Here is a 19,533-nt window from a genome sequence, read left to right on the forward strand (position 1 = left end):
ACACCCCATTCGGCAAATAAAGCTATTTATTCACTTCATATAAATAGTAAACCATATCGCTCGGAGCGCCTGCATGTCCCAGTTGACGAAGCATCGAAGACAGATTGCCGCGGTGATACGTACCGTGGTTCACGACATGCTGCACCAACTCTCCGATCTCAGCGTTCAGCACGCCGAATGTCGGATGGTTGAACTGCCGCACCGCTTGCAAATCGCCGACGCTTTCGAGGAAATCGCGAAATTCACCCGCCAACTCCGCATAGGCCGCTTCCAGTTCTTGTAGACTCTTGCCCGAGGTCTTGGCTTGGGTGACGCCAGCCAGCTCCTTGATTTGCTCGTAGCTGCCCCCTTGGATCCCCGTCAACCAAACCTTGTCGACATGGTAAATGTGCACCAGTCCATGGTGAATCGTCGGGAATACATCCTTAACCTCTTGATGCACAATGGCCTCCGGCAGCTCCTGCAAGCGCGCGAATACCTTTTGATTCGCCCACACGTGATAGTTATACGTTTTAATCGTTTGATTCGTCATTATACGTCATCCTCCTTAAGAATGAACCCCCGCTTCCGAAGTAACGAGGCGTTGAAATGTTGTTGCTTGATAACGACATTGTACCTCCTCTTCACTGACAGAAACGGTCAGTCAATCAACGACGACGCATAAAATTGATGCAAATTTTGGGTAATGTCCAAGAGAAGCCGAATGAGCAGCTGCGGCTCCTTCACTTGGACGGTGCCCCCGTAACTCAGCAAATAATAGGGCAGCTGGGCGCGTATCGCTTGTTCCGATAACTGAAAACGGGCTTCATGCCTTGTCCGCTCCGCAAGCGTATGAGCCAGGTACCAATGCCCGCACAGATCGTCCAGAGCTTGCTCTTGGCCTGTAATGACGACATCGATCCGCTCTTCCGGGGTATCCCGGTCAGGAAGTACGCTGTCGAGAATAAATTGGCGGGCCGAGAAATCGGCCGGTCTCTCGAAGGTCAGCTCCGTTCGGGACACTTCTTTCATACGATCGACGCGGAAGCTGCGGATTGCATGCCGCAAACGGCAATAGCCTACAACATACCACTTGTTTTTCCAACAGACTAAGCCATACGGGTCCAGATCGCGGTCCTCAGCCACCGAGCCGTAGCCCTTCTGGTACCGCATGTGCAGCGTAGCCCGCTGGGCAACCGCCAACTCCACTTCTTGCAGCAGCGCAGCCTCCGCTGCATCCGCTTGCGGCTGAATGACGTCCAGCCCTTGTTCGTGCAGACGAATTTGCTCCAGCTGCTCTTGATTCGTGTATGTTTTCAGCTTGGCAACGGCCTGACTCAACTTCTCGCCATACGGATAACCGGCTTCCATGGCGAAGGCCGCCGCATGAATGAGCGCCTTCTGCTCATCGAGATCGAATACGAGCGGAGCATCGCTAAACTGCCCGAGCAGGCGGTAGCCGCCGTTGTGGCCGGAGTCCGCAATAATCGGAACACCGCTCGCGCATAGCGCGTCGATGTACCGGTATACGGTTCGGACATGGATTTCCAGCTTGTCGGCCAGCTGCTTGGCCGTGATTCGCTTGTGTGACTTGATGAGCCATAATATGGCAAGCATTTGATCCGCTTTGGACACGCCGCGCAGTCCTCCTTGGGTGTGGTTTCCATTTTTTCCATCATAGCATGTTCCCGGCTCTCTTGCCGATCATTCTACTGTCCGTTTACTGCTCTCCGCAACTTAAAAGAGGCCATCCCAAGTAGTTTCCGCTACTTCGGACAGCCTCTCGTTACTTACTCGGATAAACGTTCAACCAGCTGATGGGACGGCAGCACAAGGTCGCCGCGAATCGTGCAGGCATTGGGATTATCTATGCTATCCAGGAAGTGCTGCACAACACCGGCAAAGCCCCGGCGCTCCAGCACCGTGTCCCAGCTCCCAAAGGTCTGCACGCGCGGAGCGGCCCCTTGCTCATAGAACACCGCGGTCTCCAGGTTCGTCACTTCCACCGAACGCCCGCTTCCGTGCAGCTCAACCTTCTCCAAATCCACGCCGGCCAGCCTCACCATGCTGTATGTACCCATCGAGCTGTCGAACGCAAGCGTACCTGACGCATGAAGCAATCTGCCCTCGGGATCGACCTGCTGATGACGGACGGCGACTTCGTAAGGAGTCTCGCCGAGCCATAGCAGCACATCCAGCATATGGATCAAATCGTCATACAGCGTCTCTTTGGCACTGTGCCCCTGCTGCTTGATCCGGTGCTTCACGGCTGAGCACCAGTCGAAGCCGCCCGCTTTGCGAAGCCAGTCGCGCGCTTCCATATAGAGCGGAGCGAATCTGCGGTTAAAGCCCGCCGCCAGCAGCACCCCTCTGCGCTCCGCGTAAGAAGCCATCTCCACGGACTGCGCCCAGTCATAGGACAATGGCTTATCGACATAGACGGCTATACCGCGTTCCATGCACTTCATGGCAATCTCATAATGCGTCGGAGTCGGACTATGTACGAAGACGGCATCCAAGCCAAGAGCGAGCAGCTCATCCAGCTGCGTCGTACCGAACGGTATCCGGTACTTGGCGGCCATCCGTTCAACCGTTGCCGGCGTGAAGCTCATGATTCCTGCGATCTCTACCTGTTCATTCACCGAAAGAAGGGGCAGGTATACTTTTTGGGCAATGTCGCCTAGCCCGATGATTCCGATTCTTCTTTTTGCCATACCTCGTTCGTCAACTCCTTATTTGTTTCCCAAGTACCCTGCGTCCCATGACCAAGGCCAGCAGGAGCAGCACGGCGCCGACGAGCGTCGAAACGCCATAAATCTGCATCCAGATCGGGGCTGCCGCAATCAAGGCATACACCTTGCCCCCGACGATCGGGCCCAGAAATGCTGCAACGCCGGTAATCGCCGAATACGTCGCAATATACATGGGTCTTTCACTTTTCGGCGTATCGCCGATGGTGAACGTAAAAACCATTTGATTAAAGCCGCCCAAACCGACCCCCAGCACAATATGTACCGCATACAGCACGGCAATCGCAGGAATGAACGCAATCGCCCCCCACAACAGGCAGGCCAGGGCGATGACCGGCAGCGACCACAGAAGCAGGGTCTGTGCGGAATAACGTGCATTTAGGTTACCCCAAACATAATAACTGCCCATCATCACGAGCGTATGAACGACCGTAATATAGGAAACCGTTTCATAATTAATAGCCATCAGCTTGAGCATCACATACGAAAAGAGCGGCACCGTCAAGCTCTGTACGAATAAGAACACCGCCAGAAAAATAATCGCCTTCAGAAAAGCGCTGTCCTTGAGCGGTTTACCGATCATCCCGAGCGGATTCGATGCCGTCGACGGCTCGAACGGCGGGTTCGGATACAAGCAATAGGCCAGCACGTTGAGCAGCGCACAGACACCGACAATGACGAATAAATAGTGGAACCCTTGCCCGCCGGGATACCGGTCCAACAGCTGCCCGCCGACGAACAGAGCTAGAGAGCTGACTGCACCGAGTATCGTATTGCGCAGCCCGAAATAGCGCCCCCGAACCGGTCCCGGCACCGCGTCGCTGATCAACGAGGTCCATACCACGCCGCCTGCGGCATTGCCCAAATGAGCGACGGTATAGAGCACGATATACGTCACAACCCACAGATGTTCGGGAACAAGGAAAGGGATCAAGCCGACGGAAGCCCACAGCAGTCTATGCGTGGAGCCGAAGATGAGCAGCATCCGCTTGCGGTTACGGAACTTTTGCATGAGGACGGCCATGCCGATCTGGATGATGTTCACTACGGTCGTAATGGCCAAAATAAATCCGATCTCCGTTGATGTCGCACCAAGGTACAGCAAATACCCGGTTAAAAACGGACCGCCGAGAAGCTGGAAGATGACGACAGCCGGAAATCCCTCCAACGTGGCGATGAGCAGACTTTTGCGGTAGTAAGACATTTTTTTCCTAGGCTTCCACACGCTATCCAGCATTTTCATAAGCTGACGCCTCCATTTTGCAAATGTAAAGCCTCGTGACTGATCTAATAGTTTACAAGATATAGGGCGCTTATGTTAAAATAGGACAGTCTACCTAATCTATCATGTCAGGCGGGATCATCGAAATACTATGAAACCAAACCGTATTGGCCTTATTGCAAGTATATTGCTCTTTTTGACTTTTATTGTACTCTCTCTTTTGTTTGAGTCAACCGTTTATTTGTATATCGCCAGCTTCTGCCCGTTACTGATCGTCCCTTTCCTGCCCGATCTCCGTTCGGGTCAGTACATCAAGCCGAATCAAGCCAAAGGCGCCGTCCGGCTCATTACGATGGAGAACAAGGACAAGTCCGGGTCGGACTTTCTTGTCATCTTATTCGAGCCCGGCTATGTCAAATGGAAGAACTCCAAGCTGTTCTTCAATCTGGACGACGTGATGAAAGACGTATATATTAAGCCTGATCCGTTCGCCGCTACAATGACGGTGTTGAAATATGACCTGTTCCCGCACCGTAGAAAGAAAAACTGGGTCGGTATCTCCCTCACCCAGCTTCAAGAGCGTATGGCCCAGCTTTCCTACACAACGAACGAAATTAACCGGATCGTCATTCAGATGTCCGATATCGCCGAGCTGTTGCAAGGCCCATCAGCCAAACAGGCCGCGGCCGGACGCAGTGTGGGCGCCTAACAAACATAAAACACCTGACCTTGCGGAAATCGCAAAGCCAGGTGTTTTTATTTATTTATACAAATCACACAAGTAAGCGGCTAGTGTACGAACCATCACGCCTGTCGCTCCTTTGGGCTCGATGCCTTTGGCCGACCACAGCCAAGCGGTGCCGCCGGTGTCGAGATGAATCCAAGGCGTCTCTTCGGCGAAGTAGCCGACGAACAAGCCGCCGGTAATGGCGCCTGCCCAACGGTCGGTGGAAGGGGAGTTCTTGACATCGGCTACATCGCTCTTCAGCATGTCGCGGTATTCCGGGTAGTTCGGCAGCTGCCACAGCTTCTCCCCCGCTTCACCGGCCGCTTGCAGCAGCGGCTTCAGGAATTCGTCGTCGTTCGTCACAGCCCCTGTCGCCACATCGGCGAAGGAGATCAGAATCGCGCCGGTCAACGTGGCTACATCAATAAGCTTCGTAGCGCCGAGCTGCTTGGCGTAGGTCACGCCCTCCGCCAAGATGATGCGGCCTTCCGCATCCGTATTCAGCACCTCGACGGAGTGGCCGCTGAGCAGCGTGACGATATCGCCGGGACGGTAAGCGGTGCCGGACGTCATATTTTCCGCGGCCGGTATGACAACGGCCAAGTTGATCTTCGGCTTCAGCTGACCGACGACATGCAGCGCTCCGAGCAGCGTGGCGGCTCCGCCCATATCGCTGATCATCTCCTCCATGCCGTCGGGGCTTTTCATCGAGATGCCGCCGGTATCGAAGGTTACGCCTTTGCCGACGAGGCCCAGCACGTCGGCGGAATCGGGATCACCCTTGTACTGCAGGGTGATCAGCCTTGGGGGGTTGGCGCTCCCTGCGCCAACCGCGATGAGGCCGCCCATGCCCTTGGCGGCAATCTCGCGCTCGTCCAGCACTTCGCAGGCGAAGCCGTAGTGCTGGGCGAGCTTCAAGGCTTCCGCGGCAAGCGTAGCCGGAAGCAGCTTGTTGGCCGGGAGGTTCGTCAGATCCCGGGCGTAGTTCGTGCCCTCCGCAACCGTCTCGGCGGTTGCGATCGCAGCCGATAGCAGCGCTGCATCTGCAGCTGCTTCGGCCAGCAGCACCGCCCGGCGCAGCTCATCGCGCGCCGGCTCGCTCTTGCGGTACACCGCGATGCGGTATGTACCGAGCAGCAGCCCTTCGGTCAGCGCCATGACGGCGGACCGGCTGTCGATACCGCTTGGCAGCTTCAGCGCCAAGCTTTCGAGCTTCAGCGCGAGCGTCTCGCGCGCTGCATAGACGGCGGCTGCGCGCAGCGATTCGCGCGTGGCTCGCGGGCCGAGCCCGGCCACGAGCACGTACGCGTACGGCAGCAAGCCGTGGGTGGGCAGCGCCTCGAGCTCGCCCGAAGCGCCGGTGATCAGGCCCTTGGCGCGCATGCGCTGAAGGGCCTGATCGAGCTGCGGGTGGCCGAGGACGGTGTCCTCGCGCAGCTCGGTTTCGCTCAGGCAGACGAGGATGGCGTCTGCCCCGTGTTTGTTATCCGTGAAGGACGTGAACACGTCCGTTGTGATGATCGTTGTTTTGGCAAACATGCTGGCATTCTCCCTGTCACATTAATAAAAAGATGCCGCCTTCTGAATGACGGACTGCATAGGCAGATGATACGGGCATTTCTGTTCGCAGAGCGGCTGCTCTTTGCAAGGGTCGTGATCTGCACAGCCTATTATTCTTTCCTTCTGCCGCTCAAAAAATGCATCGCCCTTCGGCAGCAAACCAAATTTCTCCCGAACCCGGCTCGCAATCATCACATCCGGAATCGCAATTTCGAGCGGGCAGGAGCAGTAATTGCACCGTCTGCAATCGTGTTGTCCGAGCTCAAGCGCTAATTGCTCCAGCTCCCGGCGCTCTTCGACACCGACCTCTTGCTCCTGGGCTGCCAAATTCTCCTGTACTTCCTTAATGCTGACCATCCCCGAGATAGTGACATGCACGTCCTGGCTGTACGGATAGCGAATGGCCCGGTCGACAGGTTGAATGAATCCCCCGGACAACGGCTTCATCGCCACCTTCATCAGATCCAGCTCAGTTGCTTTCGGGATTAGCTCCTCCAAGGCGAAGGGCTGCGCCAAGTTCAAATGAAACAAAATTTGATCGAAAGGATACTTCTGAATCCATTGCGTCAGCAAATCGGGCCTGTGTCCGGAGATGCCAATGAAGCGCACCTTCCCTTCGCGCTGAGCCTCCAGGGCGGCCTTATATGCGCCTTCGACGTCCATCGCTTTCTTGAACTCGCTCACATAGTTCACATAGTGAATTTGGAGCAGATCCACATGATCCGTCTTCATCCGCACCAAGCTTCGCTCGATTTCCGACTTTGCAGTTGCATAATCGCGGGCGCCTGTTTTGGTCGCCAGAAAATATTCATCCCGGCGATGCGAAATACATTCGCCGATAATTTCCTCGCTGTTCCGGTACGCCGCAGCAGTATCGATATAATTAATGCCGTGATCCAAGGCATAATTAAGCGTTTCTCTGGCCTGCTCCAGCGGTACGCCGGGCAGGTTCATAGCACCGAATCCAAGTGACGATACGTTGTAGCCGGATTTTCCAAATCTAGAGTATCTCAAGCGAGTAGCTCCCTTCCCTTGTCAGTTAACGGGTATATGAATAATTGCACATGCAACCATTGTAATACAACTTGGTCCTACTTTCCATGCAGTCGTTAAGCGGTAAAGGGAACTACACGGAACTACAGGGAGCTATTGGCAGCTATGTGGGGAAAATTGCAGGATAAGGAATGTACATGGCGAAATTCCATCGCAATTACATATCCAGAGGTGCCTCAAGCAGTCGGTCCATTGAGCTCTTGCTGCGGCTAAATCTGTTTGGGAGTTGCTAGGCTCTGCCAAGGTGTTGCCAAGGTGTTGCCAAGGTGTTGCCAAGGTGTTGCCAAGGTGTTGCCAAGGTGTTGCCAGACTGATTCCTGTATGGGCTTAACCATCATGGAAGGCAGCAAGCGGAACCGCTTAGCTGGATTTTCTCCCGCTAAATTCATCTGTAGCGCCTCTCACAAGCCCCATAGCAGGAATTACTCCCGTTAATTTGCTCGTTTAAGGCAAATAGTGTGGAAGATCGCATGAAATAACTGGAGCCTTTCCAGTTATTTGACCAAATCGCCTCCCATCTCACTCCATTAACGGGAGAAATTCCATCTACTCCAATCATTGGGATCACAGTCTGCGCTATAACCACCATCGCCCTTGTTCTTTCTGTTATATGTACAATTTTGGGGATCCATCAAGTGGGTGTTGAGCAGAGATTGCAATTGATGAGGGTAACGTAGTTCAATTTTGGGGATCCATCAAGTGGGGTTTGAGCAGAGTCCCCTAACATGCCGAGCTGTTGTCGTCCCGCCAGACGGCTCTACCGTTCAGGCAGCACAAATAACCCCAAGCCGCTCATCAGAGAGACTTGGGGGGGCGATCCGATCATCGATCATTGTCATCATCTTTTTTGGAGTCCCAATCACGATTGCCCCAGTTCCAATTGAAATCGGGGGTCCGGTCGTCCTTCGGCGTCGGCTTCAACGTCGGTTTGGCCGTAGGCTTGCTCGAGCTCGTCGGCTTGACGGTTGGCTTTACACTAGGTTTTGGTGTTTCTCGCGGCTTTGACGATGACCCACTCTTGGAGTCATCGTCATCTTTGCGGTCCGTCTTTGGCGTTGATGTTGGCGTTGGTGCCGGCTTCTTATCGTCGTCGTCACTCTTGCCGTTCTTATCGTCACGATCCTTCGAATCGTCTCGATCATTCCATCTGCCATTCTTGTTATCGGTCTTGCCGTCGTTCTTGTCGTCATTCCTGTCGTCGTTCTTGTTGTCGTTCTTATTGTCGTTCTTGTTGTTGTCATTCCTGCTGTCATTGCGGGCATTTTTTGGCGTTGACGTCGGCGTCGGCTTAAAGCTGACTTTGTTGTTGTTGCTGTTGCCGTTGTTACCGTCATCGCTCTTGCCTGACTTAGGCGTGCTCTTCGCGTTCTTGTCATTGCTCTGGGAGTTCTTATCTTTCTCTTGCTCCCTCTGCATTTGCTGCAGGCGCTCGCTAAGCTTGCCGGACTTCTCTTCGGCGACCAGTTTGGACAGGGACGATTTGTCGATCGGCTTCGACGGCGTCACGAGCTTGTCGAGGCCTCCGTTATCTTTGGCCAGCTGGTGAATAGAGACGCTTTTGATATCGTCGAGGGAAACTTTGGCTCCGTTATTGACAGCGTTCAAATAAATCGCATATTTCCCTGCCGACACGCCGCTCGCTTTCGCCTCTTGTCTCACTTCTTGCGGGGCGGCGAACGCTGTCACCTCATAATTTTGGACTTGATCGGGATGAGCCTTTTCGATATGTTTGCTGACCTGAGCCTTCAGCTTGGTGGCGATAGCTTCATCATCAACATTGGCTCTCGTCTCTACGATGGTGGAAGAGATAATGATGTCCCCTTCCCCTTTGGCCAGGGCGCCTTGCTCGGCTTTATCGAGAATGTCCGATGTCACGTTTTCCAGCGGCTTGCCCTTGTACTCCAGCGTGCTGATTAACGCATCCCCGTCGGGGTTTAACCCTTTCAAGTCCTGTACCAGCTCATCATTATCGATGCCGATCTCGATGCTTGGGTTAATGTCGATAGTGACGTATGCAACCACCTGGCCGCTTGGCAAGCCTCCCGTCAATGTCGACACCAAGACGAAGCACATGATCATTGCTGCCGCCAATCCGGAAAGAATGGCCATCTGTGGTACACGGAAGCGCCGGCGCGCAGGCGCAAACAAAATTTCTTCCCCTACTTCACAACTTCGCGTCCCCCTAGGAAGCTTCTCAAATCGACCCTCTGGACCCATGACGATAATGGAGTTGTCGCTGATTTCCATTACGATTCCCTTGTTCATGCGCTGTTCTTCCTTTCTTTATGCTGTCCTCATTCTCGAATCTGTAAATAATCCCGCAAGTAAGGGTATGGACCGTTATAGATGAGAGCAATTGCGATCAAATATTTACGGTTGCGCTCCAATGTCTTTCTCGATACCTGTACTCGCTCCAGCAGCTCTTTAATGGGCAGCTGCCGTTTCGTCAGAAGAGTCCGCATAAGTTCCGCATCCTGTGCCAGCGTCCGACCGATGCCGAATAGCATTTGTCTGGAATCGTCATGTTTAGGTGATGCTTCCGTCAATTCAGAGAAATCGATATCAAAATCACTTAGGCAGCGGCTGAAATCCATAATTTCGCTTCGCCGTTCTTCAAGTCCTTTTTGTTTTTCATAAGCTTCAATGGCTTGATGAACCTCAATCGGATTGAGTAGATTATCTTCATCATCTTCCTGATCGAATGAACTGTAAGGAATCTGTCCTTTGAAACGTTGTTCTTTCCGCAGAAAATCAATAAGTCTTCTTCGCATGACGGTTTCGGCGAACCCGAGGAAGGATCTCCCCATCACGGAGGAATATTGATTAATAGCTTCATTAAACGCCCCCAAAGCAATACTGAATTCATCGTCACGAGCCGGGTCTATATATCTTTTACAGAACCTGCTTGTCACTTTGGCAACGTAAGGCTGGTAATCGGAAATAAATTGGTTCCTAAGTCTTAGGTCTCCTGCTTGAATTTGATGTATGGTAACCTCAAGGGAAGAGGCATGGGGTTCACTTTGTCCCGGGGATTCCTTTTTTCCAAGGAATCTTTTGAATAGTACCAGTAGCACCTTTCCACCTCACAATATAGTAGTTTCGTCCTTATGTATCCTGATTCGGGGGGTACGGTTCAAGTAAAATACAAATAAAAAGCAAATTTATTATAACATAGATGTTCAAATGAGCACCTACTGGCAAATAAAACCTTTGGCTGCGATTTCATTTTAGCATAGAATCCATTACAATTAGGGAGAGGAGGTGTTTCCGTTGGAACATGGAAATCAACTTGGCAAGTTTCTCGAGTCGCTGCGGGGGAAAATGTCCCTGCGCAAAGTTGCCAGCAAAAGCGGCCTTTCCCATGCCTATATACGAGATTTGGAGCTAGGACGTAATCGTACCACGAATGACATCATCAAGCCATCTCCTGACACCTTGCGTAAGCTTTCGCAAGCTTATCAGTATCCATATACAGATCTTTTGATGAAAGCGGGTTATTTGGAGGAAGCGTCGTCCATGCAAACGAATCGGGACATCCGGTTGGAGCATATATGGTACGTGGAGTTCGGCGCGAAATCTATTAAATATTATTCGGCTGAAGGTGTCGTGGAAGAAAACGTAGAATCTCTCGTAGCTTTTACGAGTTTCATAGAAGCACTGATGGAGCAGCAATTTGCGAAAGTGGATATGCATCTGTTTGTGAATCTGAACAAAATAAAAAAGTATGCCCCCGCAGAGGGCAAACTTTATTTCGATGAACATGCAGATCATTATGTCGGTATTGCCGCACTGCCGCAAATGAAATACCATCAGACACTGCTTGAGTACGAGGCCAGGAACAACGGTCTTCCCGCAGAGGTTGAAGCCGGCTCCCGCCGTTCATCTTTGAAAACGAAATTCCTTACTTAACATCGCATAAACGAATAGCACCGTCGCCATCCCTAACAATTGAACAGGCATCAAAGCGCTGATGACGTTCTCGGGCGAGGCATGCCGATGGAGAATTCCGACGATCACAACCGCGATATATAAGTAGAAGCCCGCATTTTCTTTGGATAACGGAATCCGGGTATAGTGCGTAAGAAAGGTGAATCCCAGCCGGAGCTTGCGCATGCCGATCAGGACGGCGCATTTGGCGATGAGGATCATCGTCAGAACGGTAACGGATGCTTGCGGATTCGCCAGCAATTCGGTATACGGGGTAAGAGATACCCATTGGCAGAGGAGAAGTACGCCCGTAGATACGATGATCGATACCACATAGCCGGATACGGCGATAACGATTGCAGGTATCAGACGAAATTTCCAAACGGCCATGAGCAGGAAACCAAGAATGCTTATGTACAAGATAGGCCACTGGTCGAACCTGGTTACGATCGCCCCGGCGCAAGCGGCTAGCGATACAGCCAGCCAATGTGGTTTTACTTTTTGTCTGAACAGTACTAATGACAGCAGGATCATGGGAACAAAATCAAAACAGGTTAGTATATATTCCGCCCATGTTAACAATTACAATCCCCTCATTTCTAAGCTTGCTTCCAGGAGATTACACTCACTTATCTACATCTGGTAATTATACAGCATAACGAAGCTTTATCGTTTAATGTGGACTAAGATGGCAGTTTCTGCGCATAAGTTGACAGCAAGCATTGGCGAATGAGCGGAGGAAGGAAGTGCGATGATCGTATGGGGCATCGTTTCACGGTTGCCATCGTCGAAGATAATTATTGGGTAGGCCAGCTGCTCAAGAGCTATAGCGAGCAATGCGGGCTGCGCGTAACTGCGGTCGTTTCCGACGGCGAACAATTCATCAGCCAATATGAGCAGCTGCGTCCGGATATCCTGCTTGTCGATATCGGACTCGAAGGCTCCCTGGACGGCATTGCGATGGTGCGGTCCTTACACAGCGCGGGCTACCGGCCTAAGGTCATTATGGTCAGCGGTACGACCAATATCGAGCATATCCTCACAAGCTTTCACGACCTGGATTCGCTTTACTTCTTGTCCAAGCCTGTGCTGCTGCCCAAATTTCAAGCGGCTATCCGCAAAGCCATCGATGAAATACAGTCGGAACGCAGCCAGTTGAGCGCAATGCCGACTCCCGTGCCAACAACATGGATTACTGTCAAAAATCAGAAATCGCATCTGCCGATCTCGGAGGAATCGATCCTCTTCGTTGAGAAGGAGGATAAACGGTTGACCCGGGTTCATCTGATGAACGGCGCCCAAGTGGAGACCAGCACGAATTTATCGGAAATCGCGGCCCAGAGCTCTCCCCTCATATTCAGCCCGTTCAAAGGATTTCTCGTCAATCTGCGGCACGTTGTCTCCTATGTCAAAGAAAGCGGATTTCCCGCTTCCCGCCGGTTTCTTATCCATTTGAATCATACACCGGTATTAGTTCCGCTAAGCCGCAGCCTGCAAAAAGAGTTCGGACAACTGCTGCAGAACATGGCCGTCAAGAACTGAACATCTGGAGCCAAACAAAAGGCTGCTAACTTCCAACTAAGGAAGAAGCAGCCCTATCTACTAGCAAGAACCTCAAGACCGCACGGCCCCTCGATCGTTAAACGTGTTTAACTTTGGGGTCCCTACATCCTCTTGGAGGTTTTTTTGTTTTTCAGCTTATCCCGGCGCACACTCAGCATCTTCAACCGTTTCATCAACTGGTCTTCCCACTCGGCGTCGTTCAAGGACTTGGCCACACCCAGCAGATCAAGCGCCATATCAATTTGGCTGCGTACAATATCCAAAGGCTCCTCGCCCTCATGATTCACACAATTATCGTGCAGCAGATGGTCTTTGCCATCGACATACTCAACGAAATCAACTTCAGCAGCGCCATCCCCGTGGGCATACTCCGCCAATATTTCATATTCATTTTCCACCAGATAATGAACCTCAATGCGGTGACATACCGGGCAGAAGAGGATGGGCACATTGTGAATTTGCGTACGAATGTGCTTGAGCGTGCCTTTCGTGCCTATCATACTAGCTCCACAACAAAAACTCATCGTAATCACTCCTTAGCGCTTTCCGCGGAGGAAAGCCGGCATCGTCAGTATCATCTTCGTTTTCCCGGATTAGTCCAATATATTCGCCGGAAAAGGTTGAAATTCCTTTTTTGCGGGACATCTAGATTTTAGCAATCCGCGCATATTTTGCTGGGTGGGGGCGAATACTTTTACAGTCAATCAGCCGTTGAAAATTATGTCAGGAAAGAGGAACCGGCTTGAAGTCTTCACCTGCTCAGGACGATAAAATTCCGGTGCGATATCAGAAGGACTTCCTTCATCTTATGGCCTTAGGCGCGCATTCGCTCTATGCATATTGGGAAATTTCCGACAGGCGCAAATGGCTGGTCTCGCAGCATTTCCAGTGCGATTACCGGGACATGCCGAGCATCCTGCGTTTGTACGACGTCACCGATGTGATCTTTGGCGGCGATAACGCTCATGCCAGCTGGGATATGCAGGCGCAGCCGGATACGAATAACTGGTACTTCCATCAGTTGAGCGCGAATCGCAGCTACATCGTGGATGTCGGCACCTATACCTGGGAGCGCGAATTCATTCCCCTGCTGCGCTCCAATTGCGCTGTCACGCCAAGAGATACCGAAGCAGCGTGGGAAGGCCCGAAGACACCGGCTCAGCCGGATACGGGGGCCTCGCCAAGCGTGCCGCTCGTTTACGAAAACATTCAAGCCTACTCTCCTTATGCGAGGTGACTTACGCTTTGATCGATCGCATCAAGCCGAAGCCGGAGCCGAAGGGATATTTCGCACTTGTGCTGCATGCTCATCTTCCCTATCTCCTCCTTCGGGAACAGGAGACATTAGAAGCGCCATGGTTCATTGAAGCCATGACAGGAACGTATTTACCGATACTGGACGTTATCCAACAGCTTGTACAGGATGAAACGCGCTTCCGCATCACCCTTGCCTTGACACCGACGCTTCTCTCCCTATTCAGCGATCCGCTCCTGCAAGCCAAGTACCGTCGAGCCCTCAGCGAGCGGATCGCGCAGGCCGAAGAGCAGGTTCGTTCGCTAATGACCCCCTCGCTCCTGCCGCTGGCCAAACAGCATGCGCTTCAGCTTCAGACGCTCCAGACCTTGTACGAAAGCTTCCAGGGTAATTTGATTGCGGCCTTCAAGCACTATCAAGAGCTTGGCTATGTGGAGATTGTCACATCCGCCGCGACGCACGCCTATTTGCCGCTGATGAGCACCGCGGAGGGGGTCCGTGCTCAAGTCCTGACGGCCGTCAGAGACTACGAGCGCCACTTCGGGCTGAAGCCCCGCGGCATGTGGTTACCCGGCTGCGGCTATACGCCTGGTTTGGAGCGGATTCTGAAGCAAGCCGGCATCCGCTACTTCTTCACGGATGCCCTCGCCGTGCAATTCGCATCGCCGCAGCCCCTTCGGGGACTGCTGGCACCGACCCTGACGCCCTATGGCGTCATGGCGTTTCCCTGCGGCTCCGCCGCCATGGAGAGAGCCGGGCAAGCGGCAAGCAGGGCGAGCAAAGATGATGCCGGTATTCCGCTGCATCCGTTGCTTGCCCTGGAGAAGGCCGGAGACGATGCCGATGCCTACATCGCCAAGCTGGGCAGGCAGGCCGTACGGGGGTGCCGCTGGCTGGACCGGGAGCCGCTTATTACGGCTGCCTATGACGCGGAGCTGTTCGGACAAGGGCGGCAGCAGGGCCCGCTCTTCCTGGATCAGCTCTGCCGCAAACTATTCCACGAACATTCCGGGGTCAAAATGGTAACACCCGGCGAATACCTCGAGGAATACGAGTCCGCAGGTACCGCCCAGTTGAACGAATCCAGCCTGGGCCGGGAGTCGCTCTTTCACCCATGGCTGCACGGCGGCTGTGATTGGATCTACCGGCACCTGCACCAAGCCGAGAAGCGTATGGTTCAGCTGGCGACAAGTCATGAGCATCTCGCCCGTCACGGCAAGCTGGATGCCGCCGTTCTCAAGCGGGCTTTGAATCAGGCGGCACGCGAGCTGATGCTGGCGCAGTCCAGCGATTGGGCGCTCATGATGCGGCCGGAATCCGTTCTAAGCGAGTATGCCGCTGAACGGACGACCGCACATCTCGGCTGTTTCCACCGCCTATGCGACCAGATCGAACGCCAGACGGTAGACGAGAGTTGGCTGGCTTCCATTGAAGAGGCGGACCGTTGCTTGCCGGATATTCACTATCGCGACTATGTAAGTATTCGGCAGCTCTCCCCTGTTCCCATTATGGAGCGCCGCCAAGATTGGGACGCTGTGCTGGCGGAGACGCAGCACAGCGCCAATGTGTTCATGCTCGCCTGGGAATATCCGCCTAAGCAAGTCGGCGGTTTATCCAAGGCGGTTCATGAGCTGGCCGAGGCGCTCGCCGCCCGCGGTGAGATTGTGCATGTCGTCACGACGGCCCATGACGGCGCACCTTCCTTCGAGAAGATGAACGGCGTATACGTTCACCGGCTCCCTGTGGAACATTCGGGGCCTACACCTTTTTACCACTGGACGTTCGAACTGAATCTGGCGATGACGGACCACCTCGTCCGCTGGCATGAAAGCGGCGGCCGCATCGACCTGCTGCATGCGCATGACTGGATGGTGTTCCATGCCGCTAGAGAAATCAAGACCAGCTACGGCATTCCGCTCATTGCGACCATCCATGCGACCGAATGGGGACGCAACCAAGGCCATCTGCACTCGGAGCTGCAGCGAAATATTCATGAGATCGAATGGAAGCTGACCTATGAGGCCGACCGCGTTTTTGTTTGCAGCTCCTATATGAAAGAGGAGATCGTGCGCATCTTCCAGCTCCCGGTGGAGAAGGTAAGCGTTCATCACAACGGGATTCGGCTTCCCGCTCCAACCGATGCAAGCGAGCGTCCTCCCGCTCTTGCCGGAGAGGATCCGATCATTTTCTATATCGGCAGACTCGTGTATGAGAAAGGCGTTCACGTGCTCATCGAGGCGATGCCCTCGATCCTCGCGCAGGTGCCCCAAGCGAAGCTCGTCATCGCCGGATCAGGTCCGATGGAGCCTGAGCTGCGCGCTGCCGCCGCCCGCTTGCACGATCGCGTACTTTTTACCGGCTTCATCGATGACGACTACCGGGCACAGCTCTATCGAGCTGCCTCCGTCTGCGTCATTCCCAGCCTCTACGAGCCTTTCGGCATCGTTGCCTTGGAAGCCATGGCACACCGCAAGCCGCTCGTGCTCTCGGATACGGGCGGTCTGGCGGAGATTATCCGGCACGGTGTGGACGGCTACAAGGCGCTGCCTGGACATGCGGACTCGCTCTCTTGGCACATTACGGAACTGCTGCTGCAGCCCCGCGTGGCTGTCAAGCTGGCAGACAGCGCCTACAACTTACTGCAGAAGCGTTATCAATGGGACCGCATCGCTCAGGAGATTCAGGAGGAATACAGGAAGCTGACCTATGAACTTGTCGTCACTTAAACACTAGGCTGCAAATAAGGAGGTTCCCATATGAAGGCTGTTATTATGGCTGGAGGCAAGGGCACGCGGCTTCGTCCCCTTACTTGCCATCTTCCCAAACCCATGGTGCCTCTCCTGGGAAGACCCTGCATGGCTTATATTATCGAATTGCTGCATAAGCACGGCATTCGTGACATCGCCGTCACGCTGCAGTACAAGCCCGAAGTGATCCGCAACTATTTCGGCGACGGCGAAGGGTATGACGTGAAGCTTCACTACTATGAAGAGACGACCCCGCTGGGGACAGCCGGAAGTGTCAAGCAAGCGCATGAATTTCTGAACGATACGTTCATCGTCATCAGCGGGGATGCGTTGACCGATTTCGACTTGCATGAGGCTCTTGCCTTCCATAAGGAGAAGAAAGCCAAAGCCACTCTTCTGCTGACCCGCGTCTCCCATCCGCTGGAGTACGGCGTCGTCATGACCGACGAGAGCGGCCGCATCACCCGGTTTCTCGAGAAGCCCAGCTGGGGGGAAGTATTCAGCGATACCGTCAATACGGGCATTTACATCTGCGAACCGGAAATTTTGAACAGGGTGCCGTTCGATCAGGAATTCGACTTCAGCACGCAGCTGTTCCCGGCCCTGCTTCAGGATCAAGAAGGGCTGTACGGCTATGTCTCCCCCAGGTATTGGATGGATATCGGCAACCTGCAGCAGTACAGGCAAACGCAATTCGATATGCTGGACGGCAAAGTGCAGCTTGACATTCATGGTACGGAGCTGCGTCCCGGCGTCTACATCGCAGACGGCGTAGAGACGAGCTCTTCCGCCCGCATCGTCGGTCCGGCCTACATCGGTCCTGGAAGTCACATCGGCGATGAGGTGGAGATTGGCGAGTACTGCATCGTAGGGAGCAATAACCGGCTGGCCAAGGGAAGCAAGCTTACCCGCAGCGTGCTGTGGGATCATAACCACTTGCTGCCGAACAATGAATTGTCCGGTTCTACGCTAACCAGCCGAATCATTTGCAAAGAAGCCTCCTTCCTCGGTGAAGGCTCCGTCATAGGCAACCACGTGATCATCGGGGCGAACAGCCGCGTCGAGCCTCACGTGAAAATATGGCCGCATAAACAAATTCGCGATAAATCCCGTCTTCATTCATCTTATATATGGGGAGATCACGCCGCTAGAACGCTATACCGAACCAGCGGCGTAAGCGGCTTACCCAACTTGGAACTCACTCCCGAAATGGCCGCCAGATTCGGCACCGCCTACGGGGCCACGCTAGCTTCCGGCCATACGCTGACCGTCAGCTGCGCCCCGAATGCGTTCACTCGCTTATTGAAGCGAACGTTGACCGCCAGCCTCCAATCCGTGGGGACGCACGTGATTGATCTCGGGGATTGCCTCGCGCCCGCCGCCTCCTTCGCGATCCGGCAGTTGGGCGCCGCCGGAGGCATTCATCTCGATTGGTCCGGCAGCGAGAACGAAGCCTGCCGGCTGGCGTGCATGGACGCCGAAGGACTGCCCATCACCAGAGCCGCCGAACGCAAGGTGGAGAACAGCTTCTGGCAGGAGGACTACGGACGCGCTTCCATGAAGCAGCTGGGCAGCTACCGGGATGAAACGCATTGGCTGCGAACGTATGTGGATGCGCTCTCCCGGGAAATCGCCGAAGAAGCCGACAGCTCGCGCACCCCTGCCCTGCGTATCGTTGTCCAAGCCAGTGCTTGGCTGCAGCCGTACCTGCTGCCCTTCTTCGAGAATTTGGGCAGCGAAACGGTCCATGTATCTGCCGCCGCGCTGCAGGAGCCGCTTCCCGTCTTCACTTCGATGACCGGAGCCGATCTCGGGCTCCATATTTCCGATGACGGGCGGACGCTGCAGCTCATTACCGAGCAAGGGGAAATCGTCGATCCCGATATGCAGACGGTTTTCCTCTACCTGTGCTACCTGCACGGCCGCCCTGGCACGACGATAGGTGCTCCGGTCAGCGCCCCCGCGCTCCTGGAGAGCATGGCCGAAGGGCTGGGAGCGACAATCGTGCGAACCAAAGAATGGGAGCGCGCCATCTTGGAAGCGACGCCTGAAGCGCGGATGCACCCGCTGTTCGACTCGCTTCTGGCCATTGGACTCGTTGTCCTTCATCTGAATCGAACCGGAAGACCGCTCTCCGAGCTTCTGGCGATGATTCCGAGCTTCTATCTGCACCGCGAAGCCATCGACTGCCCTTGGGAAGCGAAGGGCCAGGTGATGCGCAGCATGATGGAACGATCCAAAAATACGCCCGTCGATCTTGTTGACGGCATCAAATTTTATCACGATAACGGGTGGATTCTACTGCTGCCTGACAGCGACGATCCCGTTGTTCAGCTCATCGCCCAATCCGCAGACCGGACGGCAGCCCGGGAGCTTGTACAGTCTTATCGAAACCACATTCTAAATGCGCTGCAATAAGCATAAGATATGACAGACATATCCAAACCGGGTGTTTCGAAGTCTTAAGATGAAGGGGAGAGCGGCGTGAATATGATTCCCAGCGTTTCCAGGCAGATTGCTTTTATCCAGTATGACGATCAGTCTTCTAGTATGACGGTTCAATATCATACCGGTTTCAAAGCATCCTATACGAACATTAAACAGGATGACTATCTGTCGATCCTATCTTCAGTCAACCGATATGATTCTTTAATGCGACTGACGGAAACCCGTTTTATGGAAGACCAGCCTCCGGCGAAGTAGCGAGGATACAGGAGATCTCCCCTTTTGTATAAAAGGCGGAGATTTTT

Annotated in this window: 17 protein-coding genes; 7 read left to right on the top strand and 10 right to left on the bottom strand. The window is 53.8% G+C overall.

Annotated features, from left to right (window positions below; genetic code table 11):
• Positions 1 to 22: 22 nt before the first annotated feature.
• From PUT07_RS05085 to PUT07_RS05100, 4 genes are all read right to left on the bottom strand, one after another.
• Positions 23 to 532 carry a DinB family protein gene (locus PUT07_RS05085; RefSeq protein WP_274466714.1) on the bottom strand — a complete coding sequence of 170 codons (510 nt, stop codon included), beginning with the start codon at positions 530 to 532 and terminating at the stop codon, positions 23 to 25.
• Between the two features lie 107 nt (positions 533 to 639).
• A complete protein-coding gene (locus PUT07_RS05090; protein WP_274466715.1) occupies positions 640 to 1,614 on the bottom strand; it encodes a helix-turn-helix transcriptional regulator in 975 nt (324 codons plus the stop codon).
• 155 nt (positions 1,615 to 1,769) lie between these two features.
• The gene (locus PUT07_RS05095; protein WP_274466717.1) at positions 1,770 to 2,693 is read right to left on the bottom strand and encodes a Gfo/Idh/MocA family protein; all 924 of its coding nucleotides are present in this window, start codon (positions 2,691 to 2,693) and stop codon (positions 1,770 to 1,772) included.
• 10 nt (positions 2,694 to 2,703) lie between these two features.
• Positions 2,704 to 3,972 carry an MFS transporter gene (locus tag PUT07_RS05100; RefSeq protein ID WP_274466718.1) on the bottom strand — a complete coding sequence of 423 codons (1,269 nt, stop codon included), beginning with the start codon at positions 3,970 to 3,972 and terminating at the stop codon, positions 2,704 to 2,706.
• Positions 3,973 to 4,102: 130 nt separating this feature from the next.
• Here PUT07_RS05100 and PUT07_RS05105 point away from each other — a divergent pair, with 130 nt between their 5' ends.
• Positions 4,103 to 4,660: a hypothetical protein gene (locus tag PUT07_RS05105; RefSeq protein WP_274466719.1), complete on the top strand. Its 558-nt coding sequence runs from the start codon at positions 4,103 to 4,105 to the stop codon at positions 4,658 to 4,660.
• 51 nt (positions 4,661 to 4,711) lie between these two features.
• On the opposite strand, the gene PUT07_RS05110 is transcribed toward PUT07_RS05105, so the two are convergent.
• The 4 genes from PUT07_RS05110 to sigI form a co-directional block, all read right to left on the bottom strand.
• Entirely contained in the window at positions 4,712 to 6,217 is a 1,506-nt protein-coding gene (locus PUT07_RS05110; RefSeq protein WP_274466720.1) for a leucyl aminopeptidase, read from the bottom strand.
• Between the two features lie 21 nt (positions 6,218 to 6,238).
• Positions 6,239 to 7,252: an aldo/keto reductase gene (locus tag PUT07_RS05115; RefSeq protein ID WP_274466721.1), complete on the bottom strand. Its 1,014-nt coding sequence runs from the start codon at positions 7,250 to 7,252 to the stop codon at positions 6,239 to 6,241.
• A gap of 861 nt (positions 7,253 to 8,113) precedes the next feature.
• Complete coding sequence (locus PUT07_RS05120; protein WP_274466722.1) at positions 8,114 to 9,556, bottom strand: anti-sigma-I factor RsgI family protein; 1,443 nt, start codon at positions 9,554 to 9,556, stop codon at positions 8,114 to 8,116.
• 29 nt (positions 9,557 to 9,585) lie between these two features.
• Positions 9,586 to 10,365, bottom strand: coding sequence for an RNA polymerase sigma factor SigI (gene sigI, locus PUT07_RS05125; RefSeq protein WP_274466723.1), 780 nt, complete (start codon positions 10,363 to 10,365; stop codon positions 9,586 to 9,588).
• A 196-nt stretch (positions 10,366 to 10,561) separates the two neighbouring features.
• Between sigI and PUT07_RS05130 the strand changes: the two genes are divergently transcribed.
• Complete coding sequence (locus PUT07_RS05130; protein WP_274466724.1) at positions 10,562 to 11,200, top strand: helix-turn-helix domain-containing protein; 639 nt, start codon at positions 10,562 to 10,564, stop codon at positions 11,198 to 11,200.
• On the opposite strand, the gene PUT07_RS05135 is transcribed toward PUT07_RS05130, so the two are convergent.
• Positions 11,171 to 11,800: a hypothetical protein gene (locus PUT07_RS05135; RefSeq protein WP_274466725.1), complete on the bottom strand. Its 630-nt coding sequence runs from the start codon at positions 11,798 to 11,800 to the stop codon at positions 11,171 to 11,173. The genes PUT07_RS05130 and PUT07_RS05135 overlap by 30 nt on opposite strands.
• Positions 11,801 to 11,977: 177 nt before the next feature.
• On the opposite strand from PUT07_RS05135, the gene PUT07_RS05140 reads away from it, so the two are divergent.
• The gene (locus PUT07_RS05140) at positions 11,978 to 12,760 is read left to right on the top strand and encodes a LytR/AlgR family response regulator transcription factor (RefSeq protein ID WP_274466726.1); all 783 of its coding nucleotides are present in this window, start codon (positions 11,978 to 11,980) and stop codon (positions 12,758 to 12,760) included.
• A 122-nt stretch (positions 12,761 to 12,882) separates the two neighbouring features.
• On the opposite strand, the gene PUT07_RS05145 is transcribed toward PUT07_RS05140, so the two are convergent.
• Positions 12,883 to 13,305, bottom strand: coding sequence for a hypothetical protein (locus tag PUT07_RS05145; RefSeq protein WP_274466727.1), 423 nt, complete (start codon positions 13,303 to 13,305; stop codon positions 12,883 to 12,885).
• Between the two features lie 218 nt (positions 13,306 to 13,523).
• Between PUT07_RS05145 and PUT07_RS05150 the strand changes: the two genes are divergently transcribed.
• From PUT07_RS05150 to PUT07_RS05165, 4 genes are all read left to right on the top strand, one after another.
• Complete coding sequence (locus tag PUT07_RS05150; protein WP_274466728.1) at positions 13,524 to 14,018, top strand: DUF4912 domain-containing protein; 495 nt, start codon at positions 13,524 to 13,526, stop codon at positions 14,016 to 14,018.
• Between the two features lie 8 nt (positions 14,019 to 14,026).
• Positions 14,027 to 16,762, top strand: a complete 2,736-nt coding sequence (locus tag PUT07_RS05155; protein WP_274466729.1) for a 1,4-alpha-glucan branching protein domain-containing protein — start codon at positions 14,027 to 14,029, stop codon at positions 16,760 to 16,762.
• Between the two features lie 30 nt (positions 16,763 to 16,792).
• On the top strand, positions 16,793 to 19,201 hold the full coding sequence (locus tag PUT07_RS05160; RefSeq protein ID WP_274466730.1) for a sugar phosphate nucleotidyltransferase: 2,409 nt from the start codon (positions 16,793 to 16,795) through the stop codon (positions 19,199 to 19,201).
• A 66-nt stretch (positions 19,202 to 19,267) separates the two neighbouring features.
• Positions 19,268 to 19,486 carry a hypothetical protein gene (locus PUT07_RS05165; RefSeq protein WP_274466731.1) on the top strand — a complete coding sequence of 73 codons (219 nt, stop codon included), beginning with the start codon at positions 19,268 to 19,270 and terminating at the stop codon, positions 19,484 to 19,486.
• Positions 19,487 to 19,533 lie beyond the last annotated feature (47 nt).

This window comes from Paenibacillus sp. MAHUQ-63, assembly GCF_028765165.1.
GTDB lineage: Bacteria > Bacillota > Bacilli > Paenibacillales > NBRC-103111 > Paenibacillus_E.

Coding starts and splice junctions, on each gene's coding strand:
- PUT07_RS05085 (WP_274466714.1), bottom strand. CDS start 532: ATGACGAATCAAACGATTAAAACGTATAACTATCACGTGTGGGCGAAT.
- PUT07_RS05095 (WP_274466717.1), bottom strand. CDS start 2,693: ATGGCAAAAAGAAGAATCGGAATCATCGGGCTAGGCGACATTGCCCAA.
- PUT07_RS05100 (WP_274466718.1), bottom strand. CDS start 3,972: ATGAAAATGCTGGATAGCGTGTGGAAGCCTAGGAAAAAAATGTCTTAC.
- PUT07_RS05105 (WP_274466719.1), top strand. CDS start 4,103: ATGAAACCAAACCGTATTGGCCTTATTGCAAGTATATTGCTCTTTTTG.
- PUT07_RS05110 (WP_274466720.1), bottom strand. CDS start 6,217: ATGTTTGCCAAAACAACGATCATCACAACGGACGTGTTCACGTCCTTC.
- PUT07_RS05120 (WP_274466722.1), bottom strand. CDS start 9,556: ATGAACAAGGGAATCGTAATGGAAATCAGCGACAACTCCATTATCGTC.
- PUT07_RS05140 (WP_274466726.1), top strand. CDS start 11,978: ATGGGGCATCGTTTCACGGTTGCCATCGTCGAAGATAATTATTGGGTA.
- PUT07_RS05145 (WP_274466727.1), bottom strand. CDS start 13,305: ATGAGTTTTTGTTGTGGAGCTAGTATGATAGGCACGAAAGGCACGCTC.
- PUT07_RS05160 (WP_274466730.1), top strand. CDS start 16,793: ATGAAGGCTGTTATTATGGCTGGAGGCAAGGGCACGCGGCTTCGTCCC.